We start from the raw sequence: 19,028 nt of genomic DNA, 5'->3' as shown, positions 1-19,028 counted from the left end.
TTCGTGCGAACATTCCCCTTCATACGAGATACGCAAGATGTTTTCCTGCGGCGGTTTCGGCGCATAGTCCGCGCATGATGCGTAATATCTACCTGACAATCTTTGGGCTGCTGCTGCTCTCCGCGGCGGTGCATGCGCAGGAGATTGCACCCTTGAATCCAGCGAAAATGGATAAAACCGGCATGCTGCCCCCCTTCACCAAGGTGCTGGGAGAGCGCGCCGCAGCAGCCTTCGGCAAACAAGACTGGCCCGCCGCACGCAAAGCCTACGAAGAAATGCTGGAGATCGACGACGGCAACGCTCTCATCTGGGCCAACCTGGGCGCCGTGGAGCAGCAGGCGGGAGATCTCAAGCGCGCCATCGAATGCTTCGAGAAGTCCACCCAGATCAATCCGCAGCTCGCGCAGACCTGGACGGCGCTGGGCCTGCTGCTGCAAAAGCAGGGCGACACCTACCGCGCAGTTTCCTGCTTCACGCGCGCGATCCATGAAGATCCGGAAGATGCACGCCCGCACAACTACCTCGCCATCGCTGCGAAAAACCTCGGCTGGTCGGACGCGGCGGAGTCGGAATTGCACCGTGCCATTGAGCTGAAACCCGACTACGGCATCGCACATTTCAACCTGGCGCTGATGTTTCTGGAACGCCGCCCGCCCTCCATCGAGCTGGCGCGCAGGCACTATGAAAAGGCGCTGGCGCTCGGCGTGACGAAGGATGAAGTGGTGGAACGCCGGCTCAAGGAGTGACGCATGCAGAAATCCGCCGAACCTTGGAATCTTGCTCCACAACTCGAAGAACTGCGCGTGCAGGGTCTGTGGCGGGAACTGCGCCCGCTGGACGAGTCAGCAGGTGTCATCGTGCGCACTGGGGAACGGGAATGGATCAACTTTTCCTCCAATGACTACCTCGGCCTGGCTCATTCATCCGAGATGCAGCACGCACTGGCCAAAGGGATCGCCAAATATGGCGGTGGCTCAGGCGCGTCACGGCTGGTCTGCGGCACCCATCGCGCTCATGCCGCGCTCGAAGAGGCCCTGGCGGATTTCAAAGGCACGGAGGCGGCCCTGACCTTCAGCAGCGGATTCGCAGTCGCACTGGGCACCATCCCCGCGCTTGTAGGGGCTGGGGATACGATCATCCTGGACAAACTCTGCCACGCCAGCCTGGTGGACGCCGCACGGTTGAGCGGAGCGACGATCCGCGTCTTCCCGCACAACCATCTCGAGAAGCTTGAGCGCCTGCTGCAAACCGCACAAGGACGCGCATTGGTGGTGACCGAGTCGATTTTCAGCATGGACGGAGACGCCGCGCCGCTGCGCGAAATGGTGGAGCTGAAAGCACGGCATGGCGCCTGGCTGCTTGTGGATGAAGCTCACGCTGTGGGAGTGCTGGGACCGCAGGGTCGCGGACTTGCTGCAGAGCTTGGCGTCGATCAACAGGTGGATCTGCACATGGGCACCCTGAGCAAGGCCTTTGGCCTGAGTGGTGGCTATCTGGCCGCTTCAAGGCAGGTTGTGGATCTCCTCATTCAGCGCGCCCGCAGCTTCATCTACACCACCGCCCCGCCTGTCCATCTGGCCCATGCGCTGGGCAGCATTTTGGAAGTGATCCGCAGCGAGCAGGGCACCGCGCTGCGGCAGCGGCTGCACGGGCATGCACAGCAGATGCAGCAGCAGTTGTCGGAAATCGGCCTCGCTCCGGTACCAGTGCCTGCGGCCATTCTGCCGGTGATTTTGGGTGAAGCGTCACGAGCCATGGATCTCAGCGCGCGCCTGCGTGAATCAGGGTTCCTCATCCCCTGCATTCGCTACCCCACGGTGGCCCGGGGCAGTGCCAGATTGCGCATCACTCTCAGCGCGTGCCATTCGACCGCGCAGATCGAAGGCCTCGGCAGGGCTCTGCGAGGTCTGCTTTGAGGCTCACGGGCGGGGTTGCTGTCCCAAGATTTCCAGCGCCCGTTTGCGCGCGTCCTGGACCTCCTGCCGGTTCAGAGCGATCCCGTTTTTCCCCGAGGCCATCAGGTTGGTTCGTTCCTGCCGGTGCTGCAAAAACAACACATGCCCCAGTTCATGCGCCGTCACCCGTGCCACAATGTTTGCCGTGCCGCCTGTGACCTTGTGGAACTCGGGATTCTCACACACCACGACCGGCTCGCCATAAAAGAAGCCGTTGGGTCCCATGTCCTGCACAAAGCACACATCGATGGCCGTGGGACTGAATTGATGCGTCGGGATGGCAGACTTGACCCAGTTTCGATCCTTGATGAACCACCTTTTCGCAGGAATTTCGTGGGCTTGCAGCGTGTCAACCCCCTCCAGTTCAAAGTAAATTCCTGCGGGTGCCCAGATCGTATTCACCTCGGCAAAGAGTGCACGCACCTCCTTTTCCGTAAGCGTGGTCTGCAACCTGGGATTCATCTTTGATCTAACCAAGTGCGCTTGAACCTTCAGAGTGATCCGGGGAAGCTCTTCCGCAGCTCCCGCCACACACGAGCCGAGAACTAGTGCAGAGAATATCAGCAGGCGGCACATCCCGCTCTCTAGCCTCCCTGCGCATATCGTTCAACCAGCAAGTTTTAAGGCCCCCGCGCCGCGGGGTGATCACCCCAGGTGGCCTTCATTCATAATAGGCAAAAAAATGCGCGAAAAAACACTTTAAGGTAAAGAAAATACTTTCCAGTAGTTACAGCACCTGCTAGTTTCCCGTCTGAACGGCTCACGTACTTTGGCCCGGAACGCAAGTTCCGTGTCAATTCATGCGAGTGTCCGACCTCAAACCAACCAACCTAATACCAAACTAATCAGACTATGAAATTGAACGCATTGCTGAAAACGCTGGGGTTCTTGGCACTGGCCGCCACTCCCGTTGTGGCCGGACCATCCGCCCCTGTTAAGAACCCGATCGCTCCCGCTCCGGTGAACGACGACCTTGGAATCACCGCCTCCTTGGGCTATGACTCCAACTACGTCTGGCGTGGCATCAACTACGGCCAGCATTGGGTCCGTGCCGGCCTCAATGGCGCCCTCCTCCTCGTCGGCGGTGCCGCCGAAGACGGTGCAGGCAGCACCTCCCTCCTCTGGAATGTGGACTACGGTTCCCTTGCAGGCGACCAGGACAGCTTCTCCCCTACCCTTGGCCCCCCTCTGGCAGGCGTGGTGAAGACCACCAATTCCTTCCAGCGCCTTCAGCTTGGTGCCGCCGTCTCGCATGACTTCGGTCCTGCCAGCGTCAGCTTCGGCTACAGCTTCATCCACAACATGGGCTCCCTGGCCAACGGCCTGGGCATCAACCAGTTTGGCGCCCCCATCGGCGGCGGCTACGGCATGAACGACATCCAGCAGCTCACGATTGGGCTGGTACTTCGACGTGAACGCCAAGTCCACCATCGCTGTGACCGATGCCATCAGCATCGTCCCACACGCTGGTCTTGGCTACGGCCTGCACTACAATGCTGGTTTCACCCAGGCTTCCCGCAACCTCATCGGTGGCGGCGGCATCTTCGGCACCAGCACTGCTCGTTACGGCGTCACCGGTTGGACCGCACTGAACGTTGGCCTTGATTTCCCAATCAAGCTCAACAGCCGTGCGACCCTTACCCCCTACGTCGCCTTCAACCTGCCAATGGGCCCCTTCTCCAATCTGGCTCGTTCCTCCACCCTTCCGTATGCCGCTGGCATCGGCGGCGGCCCTGCCACCGCTTTCCACAGCGTTGCCTACTACGGCGTGACCCTGAGCGTCCGCTTCTAATCGTTCTCTGAACGGTTTCAACCTTTCCAAGGTTTTCCAAAACCTCCCGGTGCAAACCGGGAGGTTTTTTTTGTTTATCGTCAGCGGACGAGGCCGACCAGCCCTCCACACTCCAACCTGTGAAACCCACGTGCGGTCATTTGCAGTGCTGGTCCCTCTGGAGAACAGGCCTGACTGTTTCCGGCTGCGATTGAAGGCTTCAGGCCTCCGAAGAACGCATGGTATTCCACTGCCCTGATTCCAGCTTCGCTTTTTGGACTGACACCACGATCGCGCGACCACGAGGCAATCCTCATGCCAATAAACACTCAGCCTGGAAGAACAGGTTTTATGCGCGCTGGTGTGGCAGGCTTAACCAAGCAGCCGGTGTCTTGCATGCCCGCCGTTCTAGAATGGGTGTGTCAGCAGCGGCCACGTTTGTCAGTGTAAGGCAAACGCCAGAGCATGCGCGCACCCTCGTGGTCGGACGGGTTGGCGGAGATTGTAGCGAAGCGCAGAAAAGATGTGAAGGCAGGCACATCCAGCCAACGGCCGGAGCAAACGCCGCGCCTGTCCGTGCCTTTCCGGCCCCGTTTTTATGGCTCGTGCCATGAGCATTGGCTGCAAGGCAAACCATGGAGCACAGACTCCACACCTGGATGCAGAAGGTCACAACAAGGCCCTTGAGAGCCGTTCTGAAAAACGACCGGTGTGCATCTCCACATGCTCGAATCCCAGCGAAGCACGTGAGTTCAAAGCGGCTGCCACTAGAAGAGAGACGGTGGGCGAAGGGCGGGAAGTGGAAGCCTGTGCCTAGACGCTTCCAGCGCCCGACAAAAGCGCCCCATTTTGCACTCCCTTCTTGCCACAGTCCGCGCCTCCTGAGCGAACGGGGGGCCGCTCGCCTCCTTAGCCACGTCAGAGAAATACTGAGTCACATCGGCAGACAACCCACGCAATCCCCTTCTCCAAGCCAATACCATTCTGGATATCGCAGTTTTTGATAAAATTTTAACTATTTTGGACCCCTCCTTAACTTGGCACGCCTCTTGCTTGATCAAACATCGCTAGCTGCACTGCCATCCCGGTCAGTTCGGCGCCTCAACACCAACAATAACTAAACTCGACCCAACACATGAAGCCCAAAAGCATGACATCATTCATTGCCAAGTCGGTGACCGTTCTTGCTGCCTGTGCAGCGCTGAACGCTTCCGCTGACACTCCGGCAGCCAAAGGCCCTGCCGCCAAGAACCCCGTCCCGCCTCCCGCCGAACCCGGCGCTCTCTTCGACTCGATCGGCGCCACCTTCGACGCCGGTTACGACAGCCGCTACTACTTCCGCGGTCTTTGGTTCGCTGACAACATCATGTGGTCCGCTTTCAACCTCGCCGTGCCGATCCTCGGTGGCTCGGGTGAAGACGGTGTCGGAGCTCTGACCTGGGGCATCGGCGGCGCCTACATCAACACCGCCGGCACTCCCTATCCAAACGGTCCTGGCAACAAAAGCGCCTCGGGCTTCCAATATTCTGAAGTCGATGCCATCACCAACCTGACCTACAACGCTGGTTGGGCCAAACTGGGAATGCAGTACCAATACTACTTCTATCCCGATAACTACGGTGGCAGCATGAACGGCCTTCCAAACGCCGGCTCCGACCCAGAATTCGCGCTCAAAGGCGCGGGTGAACTTGGCTGGACCGTGACCGTGCCGATCAAGTCCTTCAACCTCTATGCAGGTTACTACTATGACTTCCGAGTCAATGGTCAGTACATCTCCCTCGGGGCTGATTACACCTTCGCTGTCAACGACTGGCTGAGCATCGTTCCTTCCTTTGCCACTGGCTACGGCATCGACTACTACACCGGCAACGGCTCCGCCGGCACCGGTCTGGTGGGCAACGCCGGCCAGAGCCTGCAGAACACTCCGAAGACTGGTTTCACCCACCAGCTCTACACCATCGCCGTGCCAGTCAAGCTGACCAAGGCCGTCACTTGGACGACCTACGTCGCGCTGAACCACAGCGACAAGCTCCGTGCCGCCCTCAACACGACTCAGAACGAGTTCTACTGGGGAACCAAGCTGAGCTTCGCGTTCTAATTTGCGGGGGCTTGATGCCTCACAAAAACACATCTGATTAGGTAGCTCCCGGCCAGCCGTTCAACTGGCCGGGAGCTTTTGTTTTGGCGCGGCGCTTCTTCCTGCTTAGCATCTGCTCCGCATGACTGAACACCCGCTTAACTGGAATTCGAACAACCTCACCCACGGCTGGCAGCGCGGCGTCACCGCTTTCTTCTGGGGCCTGGGTTTTAAAGAAGAAGACTTCAACAAGGCGCAGATCGGCATCGGTACGCCGCTGCTGGACGGCAACATCTGCAATGTCCATGCCCACGAGCTCGCCCAGCTCATCGCCCAGGGCTGCAAAGAAGCAGGACTCATCGGCTTTCCCTTCGGCGTCTCCCCGGTAAGTGACAACATCACGCAGGGAAACATTGGCGGCGCTGCCTCCCTGTGCTCCCGCAATCTCATGGCCAATGGTGCCGAGATGATTTGCACCTCGCACAGCTACGATGCGCTGATCGGCCTGCATCACTGCGACAAAAACGGTCCTGCCTTTGCCATGGCCCTGGCCCGCACCAATTATCCCGGCCTCATCGTCAATGGCGGCAGCATCATGCCCGGCTGCCACAAAGGGCATTCCACTTCCATCCTCGATGTGTACGATGCCGCCGCGAAGGAGAAGCAGGGCACCATGAGCTATGAGGAGTCCGAGCAGATCATCCGCACCGCCTGTCCTGGCGCGGGCGGTTGCGGCATCGCCGCCTCCTTCAATACCTGGGGCATCGCCCTTGAGGCCATGGGCCTCAGCCTGCCGGACACCTCCTCCATGCCTGCCATCGAAGCAGGCAAGCGCGAGGAATGCCTGCGTGTGGGAAAAGCAGTGCGCCGCCTGCTGGAGAAGAACCTGCGCCCGCGCGACATCATCACCAAGGCCTCCATCACCAACGCCATGACCGCCATCTGCGCCATTGGCGGCTCCACCAACGGCGTCCTGCACATCCTCGCCGTCGCTCGCGAGGCAGGTGTCGACTTCGACCTGCGGGACGTGCAGGCCATCGCACGTCGCACGCCGGTGCTGTGCAATTTCGCCCCGCGTGGTCGCGGCACCATGGTGGATCTCCATCGCCTCGGCGGCACCACCATGCTGCTGAAGCACATCATGAAAACCGGCCTGCTGGACGGCTCCTGCATCACCGTCACCGGTCAGACCCTGGCGGAAAACCTCGCCAATGCCGCTGAGGTGCCCTTCCCCAATGAACTCATCGCGCCCATCGATGCGCCGTTCAAAGAGTTCGCCGACATCCAGATCTGCTTTGGCAACATTGCCCCCGACGGGGTCGTCTTCAAAGTCTCCTCGCTGGACGAACCCAAGTTCCGCGGCACCGCGATTTGTTTCACGGATTCCAAAGGAGTCTCTGATGCCGCCGCGGCCGGTCGCATCAAGCCGGGCCACATCGTGGTCATTCGCGGCTGCGGCCCGGTGGCGCTCGGCATGCCCGAGATGCATGTGGCCAGCGCCGCCCTCGCAGTGCCTGAGCTTTATGGCAAGGTCGCCCTGCTTTCAGACACGCGTGTCTCCGGCGTTTCCGGCGGTGCCGTGGGGGTGCATTGCAGCCCGGAGGCGGCCGTCGGCGGCCCGATTGCCGTGGTGCAGGATGGCGATGAAATCGAATTCGATCTGCTCGCCGGCACCATTCATGTGAATGCGGACCTCGATGCGCGGACTCGCACGATCTTTCCAGTAAGCCATCCTTTCGGCTACCTCGCAGACTTCGCCGCCACCGTGACGCAGGCCCATCAGGGCTGTGTGCCGCGCTGGGTGGCGGAACGCAGCAAGTAATCAGCCCGCCATCTTCGCCGCCAGCAGCACCGCTTCCACGAGGCTGCGGCCATTCGCCCTGCCCTGCCAGGCGATGTCACAAGCCGTGCCGTGATCGACGCTCGTTCGCGGCACGGGCAGTCCCAGCGTGGTGTTCACCGCCGTGTCAAACGCCAGCGCCTTGAGCGGGATGAGGGCCTGGTCATGGTACAGGCAGATGTAAGCGTCCACCGCGCGACGTTTCGGCGCGATGAAGGCGGTGTCCGGCGGGAGAGGGCCTTCAATCGTGTGGCCTTTGGCCCGTGCCGCCGCGATGGCGGGCATAATGATCTTCTCCTCCTCGCCACGACCAAACAGCCCATGCTCACCCGCATGCGGATTGAGGCCGCACACCGCGAGGCGCGGCTTCTTCCCTCGCACTCGCTGCACCGATTCCGCGGTGAGTTCAATGACATCCAGGATGCGCTGCGTGGTCAAAGCTGGCACCACATCCTGATAACCGATGTGCACCGTCACCAGGCTGCAGATCATTTCCTCGGAAAAGAAGGTCATGCAGCTGCGCTCCGCCTGCATCTTCTCTGCAAACATCTCCGTGTGGCCGGGATAGGTGATGCCTGCGGCATGCAACGCCTCCTTGTTCAGCGGAGCCGTGGCCACCGCCGCCACCTGCCCCGCCAGCGCTGCCACGATGCTCTTTTCCACGTAGCGAAAACCGGCCGCTCCGGTCTTGGCGCTCACGGTGCCTGGCGTGAAATCCTCCGCATCAAATCCGTAAACATCCAGCACAGCAGGCTCTTCGATGCCCCCGCACTTCTCGTCCCAGCCAATCTCACTGATGATACGGTTGGGCGCAGGGAGGCCGGTCTGCCGCGCACAGCGCGAGAGCAGGCGCGCATCGCCAAACACCACCGGCGTGACGACTTCGCACACAGCCTCGTTGGCGAGCAGTTGCAGACATATTTCGGGACCGACCCCGGCAGGGTCGCCCATGGTAATGGCGATGAGTGGTTTACGCATGAACCTTCACTCTGGCTCAACGCAGCACCTTGTCGAGAAACTTGGTAACAATGGCCGTGCGTTCCTCATCATAAAACTCCGCGCCGCCATGCCTGCTCCCTGGCATGACGATCAGCGTTACCGGCAGCCCCAGCGCCTCATAGGCCTTCGCCAGCTCCTGGGACTGCTGCGGCGGCATCTGCGGATCCGCATCGCCATGAATGAGCAGCAGCGGTGGATCTTTCTTGTCCAGATGCGCGACCGGACTCGCCAGACGTGCCAGCTCCGGCTTCTTGTCCGGCGTGTCGCCCAGCAGCAGCTTCAGCGCCGGAATGCGAAACTCCAGGCCCTTCGGCGTGCTCTGGGCAAGAATCGTCTCCAGATTCGAAGCCCCAAAATAACTCACGATCACCTGCACATCGCTGCTTTGGTCCAGGTGCTCCCCCACTTTGCCCTCCAGTTCCTTGCTCCCATTGCTCACTCCCACCAGCGCCGCCAGATGCCCTCCCGCTGATGAACCGAGAATGGCGATCTTGCCGGCGTTGACGTGATACTTCCCTGCATTGGCCCGCAGAAAACGTATGGCCGCCTTGATGTCATGCACCTGCGCCGGAAACGGCGCCTGGGTGGACAGACGGTAGTCCACGCTCGCGATGGCGTAGCCTTTGTCATAGAGATCCACGACAGGCACATCCTCCTTCGATCCCGCACGCCATCCGCCGCCATGCACATACACCAGCAAAGGTGGGTTCTCACCCGGTGGCCGGTGCAGGTCCAGCTTGAGCGAAACCTCTCCCACTTTGGCATATTCAATGTCTGTCTGGGTGTCAGCGAGTGCTGTGGCAGTAAGGACAATCAGGAAGAAAAACAGGACCTTCATGGCTCGAACTTCATCTGCTCCGCCGGGACTTCCAGCCTGATTTTCGTGCCATACTCCAGCCCCGCCGTCCACGGCAGCAGCAGTTCCAGCACATCCGGCTTTTGAAAATGCACCGGCTTCGTGTCCGGATGCGGAAAGTAGATCCACCCGCTCACCGGCGCTGCGCCCTTTCGATGCACGGTGACATCGAAGAACGAAAAATCCTCCGCCGGATCCTCCGGATGCCACTTCAACGCCCGATACGTATGCTGCGGCTGCACCACCCGGTAGCTCAGCGGCGCGATGCTCACATTCAACGTCCCCGGATAAAACGCGCTCAGATCCAGCCCCAGCTCCTTGAAAAACGGCAGCTGCATGCGCACCGTGCCGCCGGGAAACTTCGGGTTCCCATTCAAGCCGGAAGCCACGCGATGCCCCTGGACGATGGTGGCGGAGATCATGCTGGGAGAGTTCATAAAGGTGGTCAGACCAGACGATTGCCTTTCTCGTCCTTTCGTCCACACATGACTCATGAGTTTCATATCGATTCCCGGCGGCACCATGGAACTGGGATGGCGTCATTCATTGGCTAAGGATGCAGTGGCATCCGTGGAGGTCTGGATGCCTTGGAACGAATTTGCCTGTCGTCTCTCCAAGCAGCGGCAGGTCCAGCTTCCACCTTTTGAAATCTCTGAAAACTGCCTGAAACTGGAAAACGTGATGGATCTCAATCCAAAGCTTTTCGCAGAAATCGAGACCCTTGAAGACTATTGCGATGCCGTGGACCGTGTACTTGCCCAGTTTGGCACGCGGTTGCCTACGGAAGACGAACTGGAGGCAGCCATGGGAGGGCACCTCTTTCCCTGGGGAGACGAAGTGCCTGATGGGATTCCGTACAAGATGGAAACGACTTTCGGAGCCCATCTGAGGCCCGGGTTGGCGGGTTTGATTTTCAACGGGGACACCTACAAGACAGAACTCACACGATGTGCTTTGAAACTTGGCGACGGCGGTGAAGCGGTTTGCGGCGGCTATCCCTGGCCTATGGCCTGGCTGTCTCTATCTCCGGCCCATCGCATTGACTCAACCGAACTGCATGAAGACGTGATTCACGAGTTCATGCAGTCCGCTGAGATCAGACAAGTGAAGCTCTCGCCTCCCTAAGCCAGGATCTGCTTGATCACATGACACGGCTCCACACCCGTCAGCTTAAAGTCGAGGCCCGCTTTGCTGAAGGTCAGCCGCTCATGGTCGATGCCCAGGCAGTGCAGAATGGTCGCCTGCAGGTCCGCCACATGCGTCTCGTCTTCCACAATGTTGAAGCCCATTTCATCCGTCGCGCCGAGTGTCACGCCCCCTTTGATGCCGCCGCCCGCCATCCACATGGTGAAAGCCTGCGGATGATGATCGCGTCCCAGGCTGCGGCCCAGTGACACGCTGGCCTCCACCATCGGCGTGCGCCCAAATTCCCCGCCCCACACCACCAGCGTGCTGTCCAGCAGGCCGCGCTGCTTGAGGTCTTTGACCAGCGCCGCGCTGGCCTGGTCCGTAGCCTTGCAGTTGTTGCGCACATTGCCCTCCACGTTGCTGTGCGCATCCCAGCCTTCGTTATAGACGTTGATGAAGCGCACACCGCGCTCCACCATTCGCCGCGCCAGCAGGCACGCGCGTGCAAACGACGGCACCTTCGGATCGCAGCCATACATCTTCAGCGTGGCCTCGTCTTCCTTGCTCAGGTCCATCAGCTCAGGCGCGGAGCTTTGCAGCCGGTACGCCATTTCATAATTGGCGATGCGTGTGGCCGTCTCGCCGTCGCCATCCAGTTTGAGGCGGCGCTGGTTCATCGCGTTGATGAGTTCAATCGTGTCGCGCTGCGTGCCTGCCTCAATGCCCTGCGGCGTGCTCACATTCAAAATCGGATCGCCCGTGTTGCGAAAGCGCGTTCCAGAATACACGCTCGGCAGAAAGCCGCTGCTCCAGCACGCCGCACCACCACTGATGCCGCTGCCCGTGCTCATGACCACAAACGAAGGCAGATCGCGCGTGTCGGCTCCCAGTCCGTAAGTGACCCACGACCCCATGCTCGGCCGCCCCGGCTGCGAGAAGCCAGTGTTCATGTAAATCTGCGCCGGTGCGTGGTTGAATTGCGTCGTGCGGCAGGACTTCACGATGGCGATGTCATCCACCACGGTGGCCAGATGCGGCAGCACTTCGGAAAGTTCCGCGCCACACTGCCCATGCTTCGCAAACTTAAAGCGCGGACCCAGCACGGCCGCGTCCGGCCGAATAAAGGCGTAACGCTGCCCGCCGATGATCGAAGGCGGCAGCGGCTTGCCCTCATACTTCGTCAGCATGGGTTTGTTGTCGAACATCTCGAGCTGGGAGGGAGCACCCGCCATGAACATGTGGATGACCGCCTTGGCCTTCGGCTGAAAATGCGTCGGCGCAGGCACATTCGGACTCTGTGCCGCACCATAGGCCGACTCGGCCAGCAGGGATGCTAACGCGATCTTGCCCGTACCGACAGCACAGTCCTGGAAGAAATGACGGCGGGTGATGTTGGAGATGTTCATGGATGCGTGATGGCTTCGTCGAGGTTCAGTGCGGCACGGCTCACGTCCGCCCAGAGGGCTTCATCCGTGACTTTTCTCTCGCGCTGCTTTTGCAGAAAGGCTTTGAGCATGGCCAGTTCGTCTGGGGCCGCGGGCCGCGTGGCCACACGGCGGAAGATGTTTTGCAGGCGTTCGTCATCCGTCTGAGACTCCGCAATGACCTTCTTTGCCAGAGCCTGAGCAGCCTCCATGAACATCTGGTCATTCAGCAGCGTCAGCGCCTGCAGAGGGCTGTTGGACACCTCCCGCTTCGCCAGGCAGGACTCCCCTGTGGGCGCGTCGAACGTCGTCGCCATCGCAAACGGCGCAGTGCGCTTGGTAAAAGTATAGAGGCTGCGCCGGAAGTGATCCTCCCCTTCGCTGGTTTTCCACTCCACTTTGCCATACGTGCCTTCGGAAGTGACACTGGCAGGCTGCGGCGGATACACACCCGGCCCTCCCATCTTTGGCGAAAGCACGCCCGCTGCCTTCAGCGCGGAATCGCGGATGACCTCCGCATCCAGGCGGAAACGCGCCCCGCGTGCCAGCAGCAGATTCTCCGGATCCTTCTGCGCGAGCTCGGGAGTGATGCGGCTGCTCTGCTTGTACGTCGCGCTGGTGACGATCAGCCGGTGCAGCTTCTTCATCGACCACCCCTGCTTCACCAACTCCACCGCCAGCCAGTCGAGCAGTTCCGGATGTGACGGTGGATCGCTCTGATAACCGAAATCCTCCAACGACTTCACGATGCCGCGTCCGAAAAATGCCTGCCACTGGCGGTTCACCGTCACACGGGCGGTTAGAGGGTTTTCCGGTGCAAAAAGCCATTTCGCAAATGTGAGCCGGTTCGCGGGCGCACCCTTCGGCAGAGCAGGGAGAAACGCAGGCACTGCCGGAGACACTTCCTCCTTCGGCTGCAGAAACTCACCACGATGGTAGCGATGCGTGGTGCGCGGGTTGCTGGCCGGACGTTCCTCCAGAACCAGTGTAGGCTGGCCACGCGGCGGCGTTTTGCGGGCGATCAGCAGCGGCTTCGCCGCCTTTTCCATTTCCGGCGTCGTTTCCAGGAAGCAGCTCAGCAGCAGGTCTTGTTTGGATTTGTCACCACTGACCAGAGCCTCCTCGACTTCCGGCGGCAGCCCGGTGGCTTCAGCGTGGTCGCTGGTGGTCACGGAGATGCGGAAGTGTCCCAGCGGACAGGCGAAGTGCTTCTCAAAGAGCAGCTTCAAATCAAAGCCGTTCGTGAAATCGACCGGCTGCTCGAAATGGAACACCGCCGCGTGCTGCACGCCATCACCACCCAGCACCTGCCACCCGCTGGACATCTCGCCATCGAGCGTGGCGCCTGCGTTGTTCTTCTTTTTCGCGGCGGCTTTTGCCTTGGCCTTGGGATTGGGGTTGGCTGCAGCAGCGTCATTGATGCGGTCATCCTCATCTTCATTGGTGTCTTCCGCCGCGGTGATCTTAAGGCGCTGGCCGTTTTGAAACGCCTGCAGCTCGCTCATGAAAAAGCCGCCGAGCGGACCTTCATAATTGGTCAGTCCCGGGCCGTTGTTTGGCAGGCTTGGATGAGATGTCACCTCGATCCGCAGGGCACGCACACCTTTGATCGGCGCCTTGAAGCTGAGATCATAAACATCGCTCTTCGAGATGTCGCCGCTGCCAAGGATGAACCCATCCGCCTGCTGCTCCAGATGCGGCATGGTTGTTTCCATTTTCGTCGGGCGCACGACCTCCCATTTGGAAGCGCGGTGTGCCTCTCCTTCCACCCAGCCTGCAAAACGGCTCTCCATGGCAGCCTTGCCGCCGGGAAACTTTGCCGGGAGTTCCGCCTTCAGTCTGGCAATCTTCTCCGCATGAGCTTTCTGCTGGGCCTCGATCTCGGGCGTGGATATGTAGTAGGTCGGCTCGCTGGCGTTGTTCAGCAGCGCCATGGTGCGGTAGAAGTCGGTGTGCAGGATGGGGTCGTACTTGTGCGTGTGGCACTGGCAGCAGTTCATCGTGAGTCCCATCCATGCCGTGCCGGTGACGCTGACCCGGTCCACCATCGCATAAAATCGGTATTCGTTCGGATCAATGCCGCCTTCCTCGTTCAGCATGGTGTTGCGGTGAAATCCCGTGGCGATGAGATCGTCCGGCGTCGCCCTGGGCAGCATATCACCCGCAAGCTGTTTGATGCTGAACTGGTCAAACGGCATGTCCGCGTTCAGCGCTTTCACCACCCAGTCGCGATAGGGCCAGATCGAGCGCGGCCGGTCCTTCTCAAAGCCGTTTGTATCTGCATAGCGCGCCAGGTCCAGCCACCGCCGCGCCCAGCGCTCGCCGTACTGCTTGGAGGCCAGCAGCGAGTCCACCAGCTTGTCATAAGCATCTGCCGACTTGTCATTCACAAACGCATCCGCTTCTGCAGGTGTGGGCGGCAGACCCGTGAGGTCCAGATACACACGACGCACAAGCGTGTGACGGTCCGCCTCAGGTGAAGGCTTCAGTCCTTCCGTCCTCAACCGGTCTTGAATGAAGGAATCAATGGGATGCATGCCCGCTGTGGGCAGCGCCGCCTGCTTCGGCGGCACATACGCCCAGTGCGCTTCATACGGCGCCCCTTCCGTGATCCACTGCTTCAGGATGTTCTTCGCACTCTCCGGCAGCACCGACTTCGTGTGCGGTGGCGGCATGACTTCATCCTCGTCCTTCGAGAACACGCGCTTGATCACCTCGCTTGCATCCGGCTTGCCCGGCACGATGGCCAGCTCTCCGGACTTGCCTTGGCCAATCGCCGCATCACGCAGATCCAGGCGCAGCTTGCCTTTGCGCCCCTGATCGTCCATGCCGTGGCATTTGAAGCAGTGCTGCGCCAGCACAGGCCGCACATCGCGATTGAAATCGACGGCGAATCCGGCGGCGGGCAGGCCAAGAAGAAAGAGGTAGGCGAGGCGTGTCATTGCGGTGGTCAGAAAACGCCTTGAGAAGACATTTTCTGACCATTAGACAAGCCTTGAGCAGGATCAGCCAGCGGAAAGTCAGTTCCCTACTTTTCGGTCACCTGAATGGGCACCAGCGAATCCGACGCCTGCTCCTCAATGGTGAAGTTCCCGGTTCCAGAGCGGGGGCGCTGCGTTTTCGCGTCCGTCCAGTACACCTGGCAGTAACCCTTGCCCGCCACCCGGTTCAGCAGCTCTAGCTGGCCCTGAGCGTCCGCCACGAGCTGCGTGGCCGTCCACGGTTCCTTTTTAAACTGCGCATGCCTCTCCGCATCTTCCGCATGCATGTTCGTACGGCCATAGCTTACCAGTTCGAGCCCGGGCCAGTTCAACTGAACGGTGGCACCTGCGGCAGGAGTACCATCCGGCAGCAGAATGCGGGCGGTTCTTTTCACACAGGGCCGCGTGTTCAGGGTCACGACTTCCTTGCCGCTCGAGCTGGCCAGATTCACAAGAGTCGCGCTCTCCACTCTCAGGGGGCCGCGAGTGGTCCAGCCTTTGCCGAGCCCGCACAGGCTCACCATGCCACGCGGCATGCCGGTGAAGTGAAAGCGGCCGTCACGCCCCACCGGCGCCCACACCACCCAGGGGGCGCTTGGCGGGTAACCTTTCATGATTTGATTCATCTCGCCTTCGGATTTCACATAGACCCTGGCGATCACTCCTCCGTCGCCTTCATAGTCCGATGGCAGACCCTCTACTTTTCCCTCTATCTCGACTCCCGGTGTGAGCGCCACGGTCATTTTCACTTCCTCGCTGCGATCCTTGGCGGCACGGATGGCTTTTGAGAACAGCACCCTCCCATCGGCGGTTGTGCCCTGCAGAAGGAAGTAAGTGCCATGCTCCAGCGCAAACCGGGTCTTCACCCTCCCGTCTTGGAGGGGCTGGTCCTCCGCGATCAGCCCCGGGCTGCTGCTGACCGACCATTTGACGATGGGGGTGGAAAATGTGAGATCGACCGCTGTCTCAGGATAAACCCGGAGATCCGACTTTCTGCCATCCATCAGCTCAATCTTGCGGGACTTGAATCCATCCTTTCCGGTACCGACGACCTGCACCCCGAAGGCTTTGCGGCCGGGGGCAGGCATGCGTGGAAACATCAGCGTGGCCTTGCCACGATCATCACTGGTGGCCACCACCGGTTTCACGAGCACTTTGTCCAGCCTCATGGGATTGTGGGCATGATCGACATAATCCAGGACTTCGATCTTCACTCCCGGCACCGGTTTTTTGTCCCGATCAACCGTCGTAATCTCGACTTTTCCGTCGGGCCCCTCAATGAAGACAGCAGGCTCAGACGCAGCCGTCGTGATCTCTGCGCGCGGCTTCGGGGTGAGATCTTCTTTGTTCAAAACGAGGTCCGCGAGCCTCAGGGGAGATGCCTCGTTCCCAGCCTCCACCTGGAAGCGCATCCACCTGCCCACATCCGTTGGCAGACTCATGCCGGAGGTTCTCGCATTGACATAAACACTGATCTCGTAGTTTCCTGGCTGCAGCTTGTCAGTGATGAAGCGTCCGTCCTGGTCCGGCTGCAGCATGCCGGGCACGATAACTCCGTCACGATTGATGGACAGATTGATGAAGTAGGCGTCGCTACGGTAGGTGAACCCTTCAGGCAGCACGACCCGCCCTTGCACAGCACGGCCCGCAGACGGCGTCTGGGATCGCAAGCTCGTCCCGAGGGTCAGTTGCCTGGGGTTCTGCGGGCCAGACCCCACGGTCACCAGCGTGGTCGGCAGATATTCATTTTTGATCCCTTCCCCTTCCACTGTCACTCCATTGAAGCTCGCGCCTGGCAGGATGTGGTCGATCTTGTAGTTGCCGTCCTTGTCTGTGGTGAACTTGATGGTGTGCCTGATCTTCAGAGTGTCCGGTCCGGACGCCAGAAAATCGGCGTCACCTTTGGCTTGGACAATCCCGGTCGCGTCCGCCACCGGTGTTCCATCGTTGCGGATCATTCGCCCGCTGAGGGAGGCCCAGCGCTCAAGTTTGAATACCGCCCCCGCCTTGAGCTCGCGCGCCTGCATCCGGGAAAATCCTGCCATGGGGTGCATGGCCACCACCCACAGCTTGTTCTTCAGCAGGGGATCCACATCCGGCAGCGCGAAGGAGCCGTCCTCTTTCGAGTAGTCCAGGCTGATGAAAAACTTGCCGGACGCCAGTTTCACCCGGTCGTTTGACCGCATCATCGCAGAGGAGATCGGCTGGGTGCTTTCATCGAGCCACGCCGAATCCTCCACCACCCAGACCATCGCTTCTTTGACCGCCTCGCCTTCAAAGTTCACCACTTTGCCAGGGATGCGCTCCACAGGCTCCAGCGCTGCGTCAAAGACCGTCTCACGCTGCTTGATGTCAATCACTTTGGACTGCGAGGCCATGTCCTCCGCCCATGCACGCACGATGACCCCGTTCAGCTCGCGGAGCTTCACCGGCAGTCGGTATGCCCCAGCCTCATCGGTCCGCGCAAAGGGTTGCTTCCAATCATAGCGACTGACAAGGGTGACCTTGTTTTCGACGCCTATGAACACCCGCGCATCCTTGATGGGCCTGCCATCCCGCTTGTCCGTGATTTTCCCCATGATCCATGAGGTTCTGGCCATCACGAGTCGACGTTCCTGGCTTTCGCTGATGCCCAGGAAGGCGATGTAATTTGACTCGGCATAATCAGCGTGCTGCGCGCGCAGATTGAGTGAAGCGGATTTTGGCACCGCTTCAAAGCTGAACTTCCCGTCTTCACCCGTCCATCGTTCCTTCCAGTCCCCCCTTCCTGTAAGATCCATCTGCAGCCGCACCTTCGCCCCCCTCACCGGCCTGCCTTCCTCATCCACGACGATGCCCGCAACGACAGTCGTAGGCGAATTGTCTTCGGCTTTCGCAGCCTCCTTCGCGGCCACTTTCTTCGCCTCTTCCGCAGGAGCACTGGTCAGGCCGATCGCCGCCAGCAGGAGGAAGGCTCCGAGCCCGATCACCCACCGCGTGCGCCTGCCGCGCGCAATGTCCATCAGCCCTTCGATGCGGCGGCGCAGATCGTGTTTGTTTTCCGAGATGCCAAGCAGGCTCGCAGAGGCAAGCCACACCACCCATCCCGCCGTGGCGTGCTTGGCAAAACCAAGCAGCATCTCCCCATAACGGTGCGCCTCGGTGGCATCCGTGCAGCGCAGCGCATGTGCATCCGCCGCCATCTCCGCCTCCGTGCGCAGGCGCCGTGCGGCCACCCACACCATGGGATTGTACCAATGCAGAGCCAGCACACAGGACGCGAGAATCTGCGCCCACAGGTCACGTCTTTTCAAATGCGCCAGCTCATGCAGCAAAATCAGTTTCAAAGCAGCCGCATCTCTCCCTGCGGCCACTTGCCTGGGCAGCAGGATCACCGGGTTCAAAACGCCAAACAGGGACGGCGCGCGCACCGCATCTGTCACCAGCAGCCGCGGCGCGCGACGAACCCCCGCCAGGTTGCACGCCTCATCCATAACAGCGCGGAGTTCGCTGAAAGCCTCGCTGGCATCCTTTCGAATCCGACGCTTCAGCCGCAGATGCAGCACGACCATCACACTAAGCACAGCACCTGCTCCACCGAGCCAAAGCACACACAGCATCTGCCGCAGAGACCACCAAGAAACCGCTGCTGCAGGCGGACTCGCCGGAACCGCAGTACTGTCTGCGTCGCTCCGTTCCACCGTCTCTTCCACGTGATGAATGACAGACGCTTCAGCAGGAGCGTTCATCATCACCACCTCTTCCGGCACCGCCACAGGCGCTGGTTCAAAGATGGCCGGAGCATCGGTCAGTCCATGCAAAGAAAGGGCAAACTGCCCGAAGTCCGGCAGGATGAAACGCAGCAGCACCAGCAGCCAGAGGCCATGCCGCCACGCGGGTGAGAGATGCCGGTGCAACAGCAGCAGCACCAGCCCGACGGCCAGCGCGAGAAGGGTCCCCTTCCATGACAGGAGCAGCAGCGCCTGCGACCAAATTTCGACGGATTCCATGGTTGTGT

Annotated in this window: 14 protein-coding genes; 7 read left to right on the top strand and 7 right to left on the bottom strand. The window is 60.4% G+C overall.

From position 1 onward, the window contains the following. Nucleotides 1-74 precede the first annotated feature (74 nt). On the top strand, nt 75-746 hold the full coding sequence (locus ACILSO_RS19350; RefSeq protein ID WP_395739095.1) for a tetratricopeptide repeat protein: 672 nt from the start codon (nt 75-77) through the stop codon (nt 744-746). Between the two features lie 3 nt (nt 747-749). Next, nucleotides 750-1,916, top strand: a complete 1,167-nt coding sequence (gene bioF / locus ACILSO_RS19345; RefSeq protein WP_395739094.1) for an 8-amino-7-oxononanoate synthase — start codon at nt 750-752, stop codon at nt 1,914-1,916. A 3-nt stretch (nt 1,917-1,919) separates the two neighbouring features. On the opposite strand, the gene ACILSO_RS19340 is transcribed toward bioF, so the two are convergent. After that, a complete protein-coding gene (locus ACILSO_RS19340; RefSeq protein WP_395739093.1) occupies nt 1,920-2,417 on the bottom strand; it encodes a hypothetical protein in 498 nt (165 codons plus the stop codon). A 390-nt stretch (nt 2,418-2,807) separates the two neighbouring features. Here ACILSO_RS19340 and ACILSO_RS19335 point away from each other — a divergent pair, with 390 nt between their 5' ends. The 4 genes from ACILSO_RS19335 (at nt 2,808) to ACILSO_RS19320 (ending at nt 7,625) form a co-directional block, all read left to right on the top strand. Then, the gene (locus ACILSO_RS19335) at nt 2,808-3,560 is read left to right on the top strand and encodes a hypothetical protein (RefSeq protein WP_395739092.1); all 753 of its coding nucleotides are present in this window, start codon (nt 2,808-2,810) and stop codon (nt 3,558-3,560) included. A gap of 61 nt (nt 3,561-3,621) precedes the next feature. Next, nucleotides 3,622-3,747: a hypothetical protein gene (locus ACILSO_RS19330; protein ID WP_395739091.1), complete on the top strand. Its 126-nt coding sequence runs from the start codon at nt 3,622-3,624 to the stop codon at nt 3,745-3,747. 1,129 nt (nt 3,748-4,876) lie between these two features. After that, on the top strand, nt 4,877-5,824 hold the full coding sequence (locus ACILSO_RS19325; protein ID WP_395739090.1) for a hypothetical protein: 948 nt from the start codon (nt 4,877-4,879) through the stop codon (nt 5,822-5,824). A 121-nt stretch (nt 5,825-5,945) separates the two neighbouring features. Further along, nucleotides 5,946-7,625 (top strand): dihydroxy-acid dehydratase, encoded by a 1,680-nt coding sequence (locus ACILSO_RS19320; RefSeq protein WP_395739089.1) that lies wholly within the window; start codon nt 5,946-5,948, stop codon nt 7,623-7,625. On the opposite strand, the gene pdxA is transcribed toward ACILSO_RS19320, so the two are convergent. The 3 genes from pdxA to ACILSO_RS19305 are packed head-to-tail and all read right to left on the bottom strand — an operon-like array spanning nt 7,626 to nt 9,920. Continuing rightward, on the bottom strand, nt 7,626-8,621 hold the full coding sequence (pdxA, locus tag ACILSO_RS19315; protein WP_395739088.1) for a 4-hydroxythreonine-4-phosphate dehydrogenase PdxA: 996 nt from the start codon (nt 8,619-8,621) through the stop codon (nt 7,626-7,628). Between the two features lie 16 nt (nt 8,622-8,637). Further along, the gene (locus ACILSO_RS19310; RefSeq protein WP_395739087.1) at nt 8,638-9,480 is read right to left on the bottom strand and encodes an alpha/beta fold hydrolase; all 843 of its coding nucleotides are present in this window, start codon (nt 9,478-9,480) and stop codon (nt 8,638-8,640) included. After that, entirely contained in the window at nt 9,477-9,920 is a 444-nt protein-coding gene (locus tag ACILSO_RS19305) for a hypothetical protein (RefSeq protein ID WP_395739086.1), read from the bottom strand. The genes ACILSO_RS19310 and ACILSO_RS19305 overlap by 4 nt, the downstream gene beginning before the upstream one ends. 70 nt (nt 9,921-9,990) lie before the next feature. On the opposite strand from ACILSO_RS19305, the gene ACILSO_RS19300 reads away from it, so the two are divergent. Continuing rightward, on the top strand, nt 9,991-10,623 hold the full coding sequence (locus ACILSO_RS19300) for a hypothetical protein (RefSeq protein WP_395739085.1): 633 nt from the start codon (nt 9,991-9,993) through the stop codon (nt 10,621-10,623). Here the strand turns inward: ACILSO_RS19300 and ACILSO_RS19295 are convergent. The 3 genes from ACILSO_RS19295 to ACILSO_RS19285 form a co-directional block, all read right to left on the bottom strand. After that, entirely contained in the window at nt 10,620-12,032 is a 1,413-nt protein-coding gene (locus ACILSO_RS19295; protein ID WP_395739084.1) for a DUF1501 domain-containing protein, read from the bottom strand. The two genes, ACILSO_RS19300 and ACILSO_RS19295, sit on opposite strands and share 4 nt — an antisense overlap. Further along, nucleotides 12,029-14,992: a PSD1 and planctomycete cytochrome C domain-containing protein gene (locus ACILSO_RS19290; protein WP_395739083.1), complete on the bottom strand. Its 2,964-nt coding sequence runs from the start codon at nt 14,990-14,992 to the stop codon at nt 12,029-12,031. The genes ACILSO_RS19295 and ACILSO_RS19290 overlap by 4 nt, the downstream gene beginning before the upstream one ends. Before the next feature lie 86 nt (nt 14,993-15,078). Beyond that, a complete protein-coding gene (locus ACILSO_RS19285; protein ID WP_395739082.1) occupies nt 15,079-19,020 on the bottom strand; it encodes a M56 family metallopeptidase in 3,942 nt (1,313 codons plus the stop codon). Nucleotides 19,021-19,028: the final 8 nt, after the last annotated feature.

Origin of the sequence: Prosthecobacter sp. (genome assembly GCF_044226605.1) — a bacterium.
In the GTDB taxonomy this organism is placed as follows: domain Bacteria; phylum Verrucomicrobiota; class Verrucomicrobiia; order Verrucomicrobiales; family Verrucomicrobiaceae; genus Prosthecobacter.
Note: the sequence above shows the minus strand (reverse complement) of the source record. Positions and strands in the feature narration are given on the sequence as shown.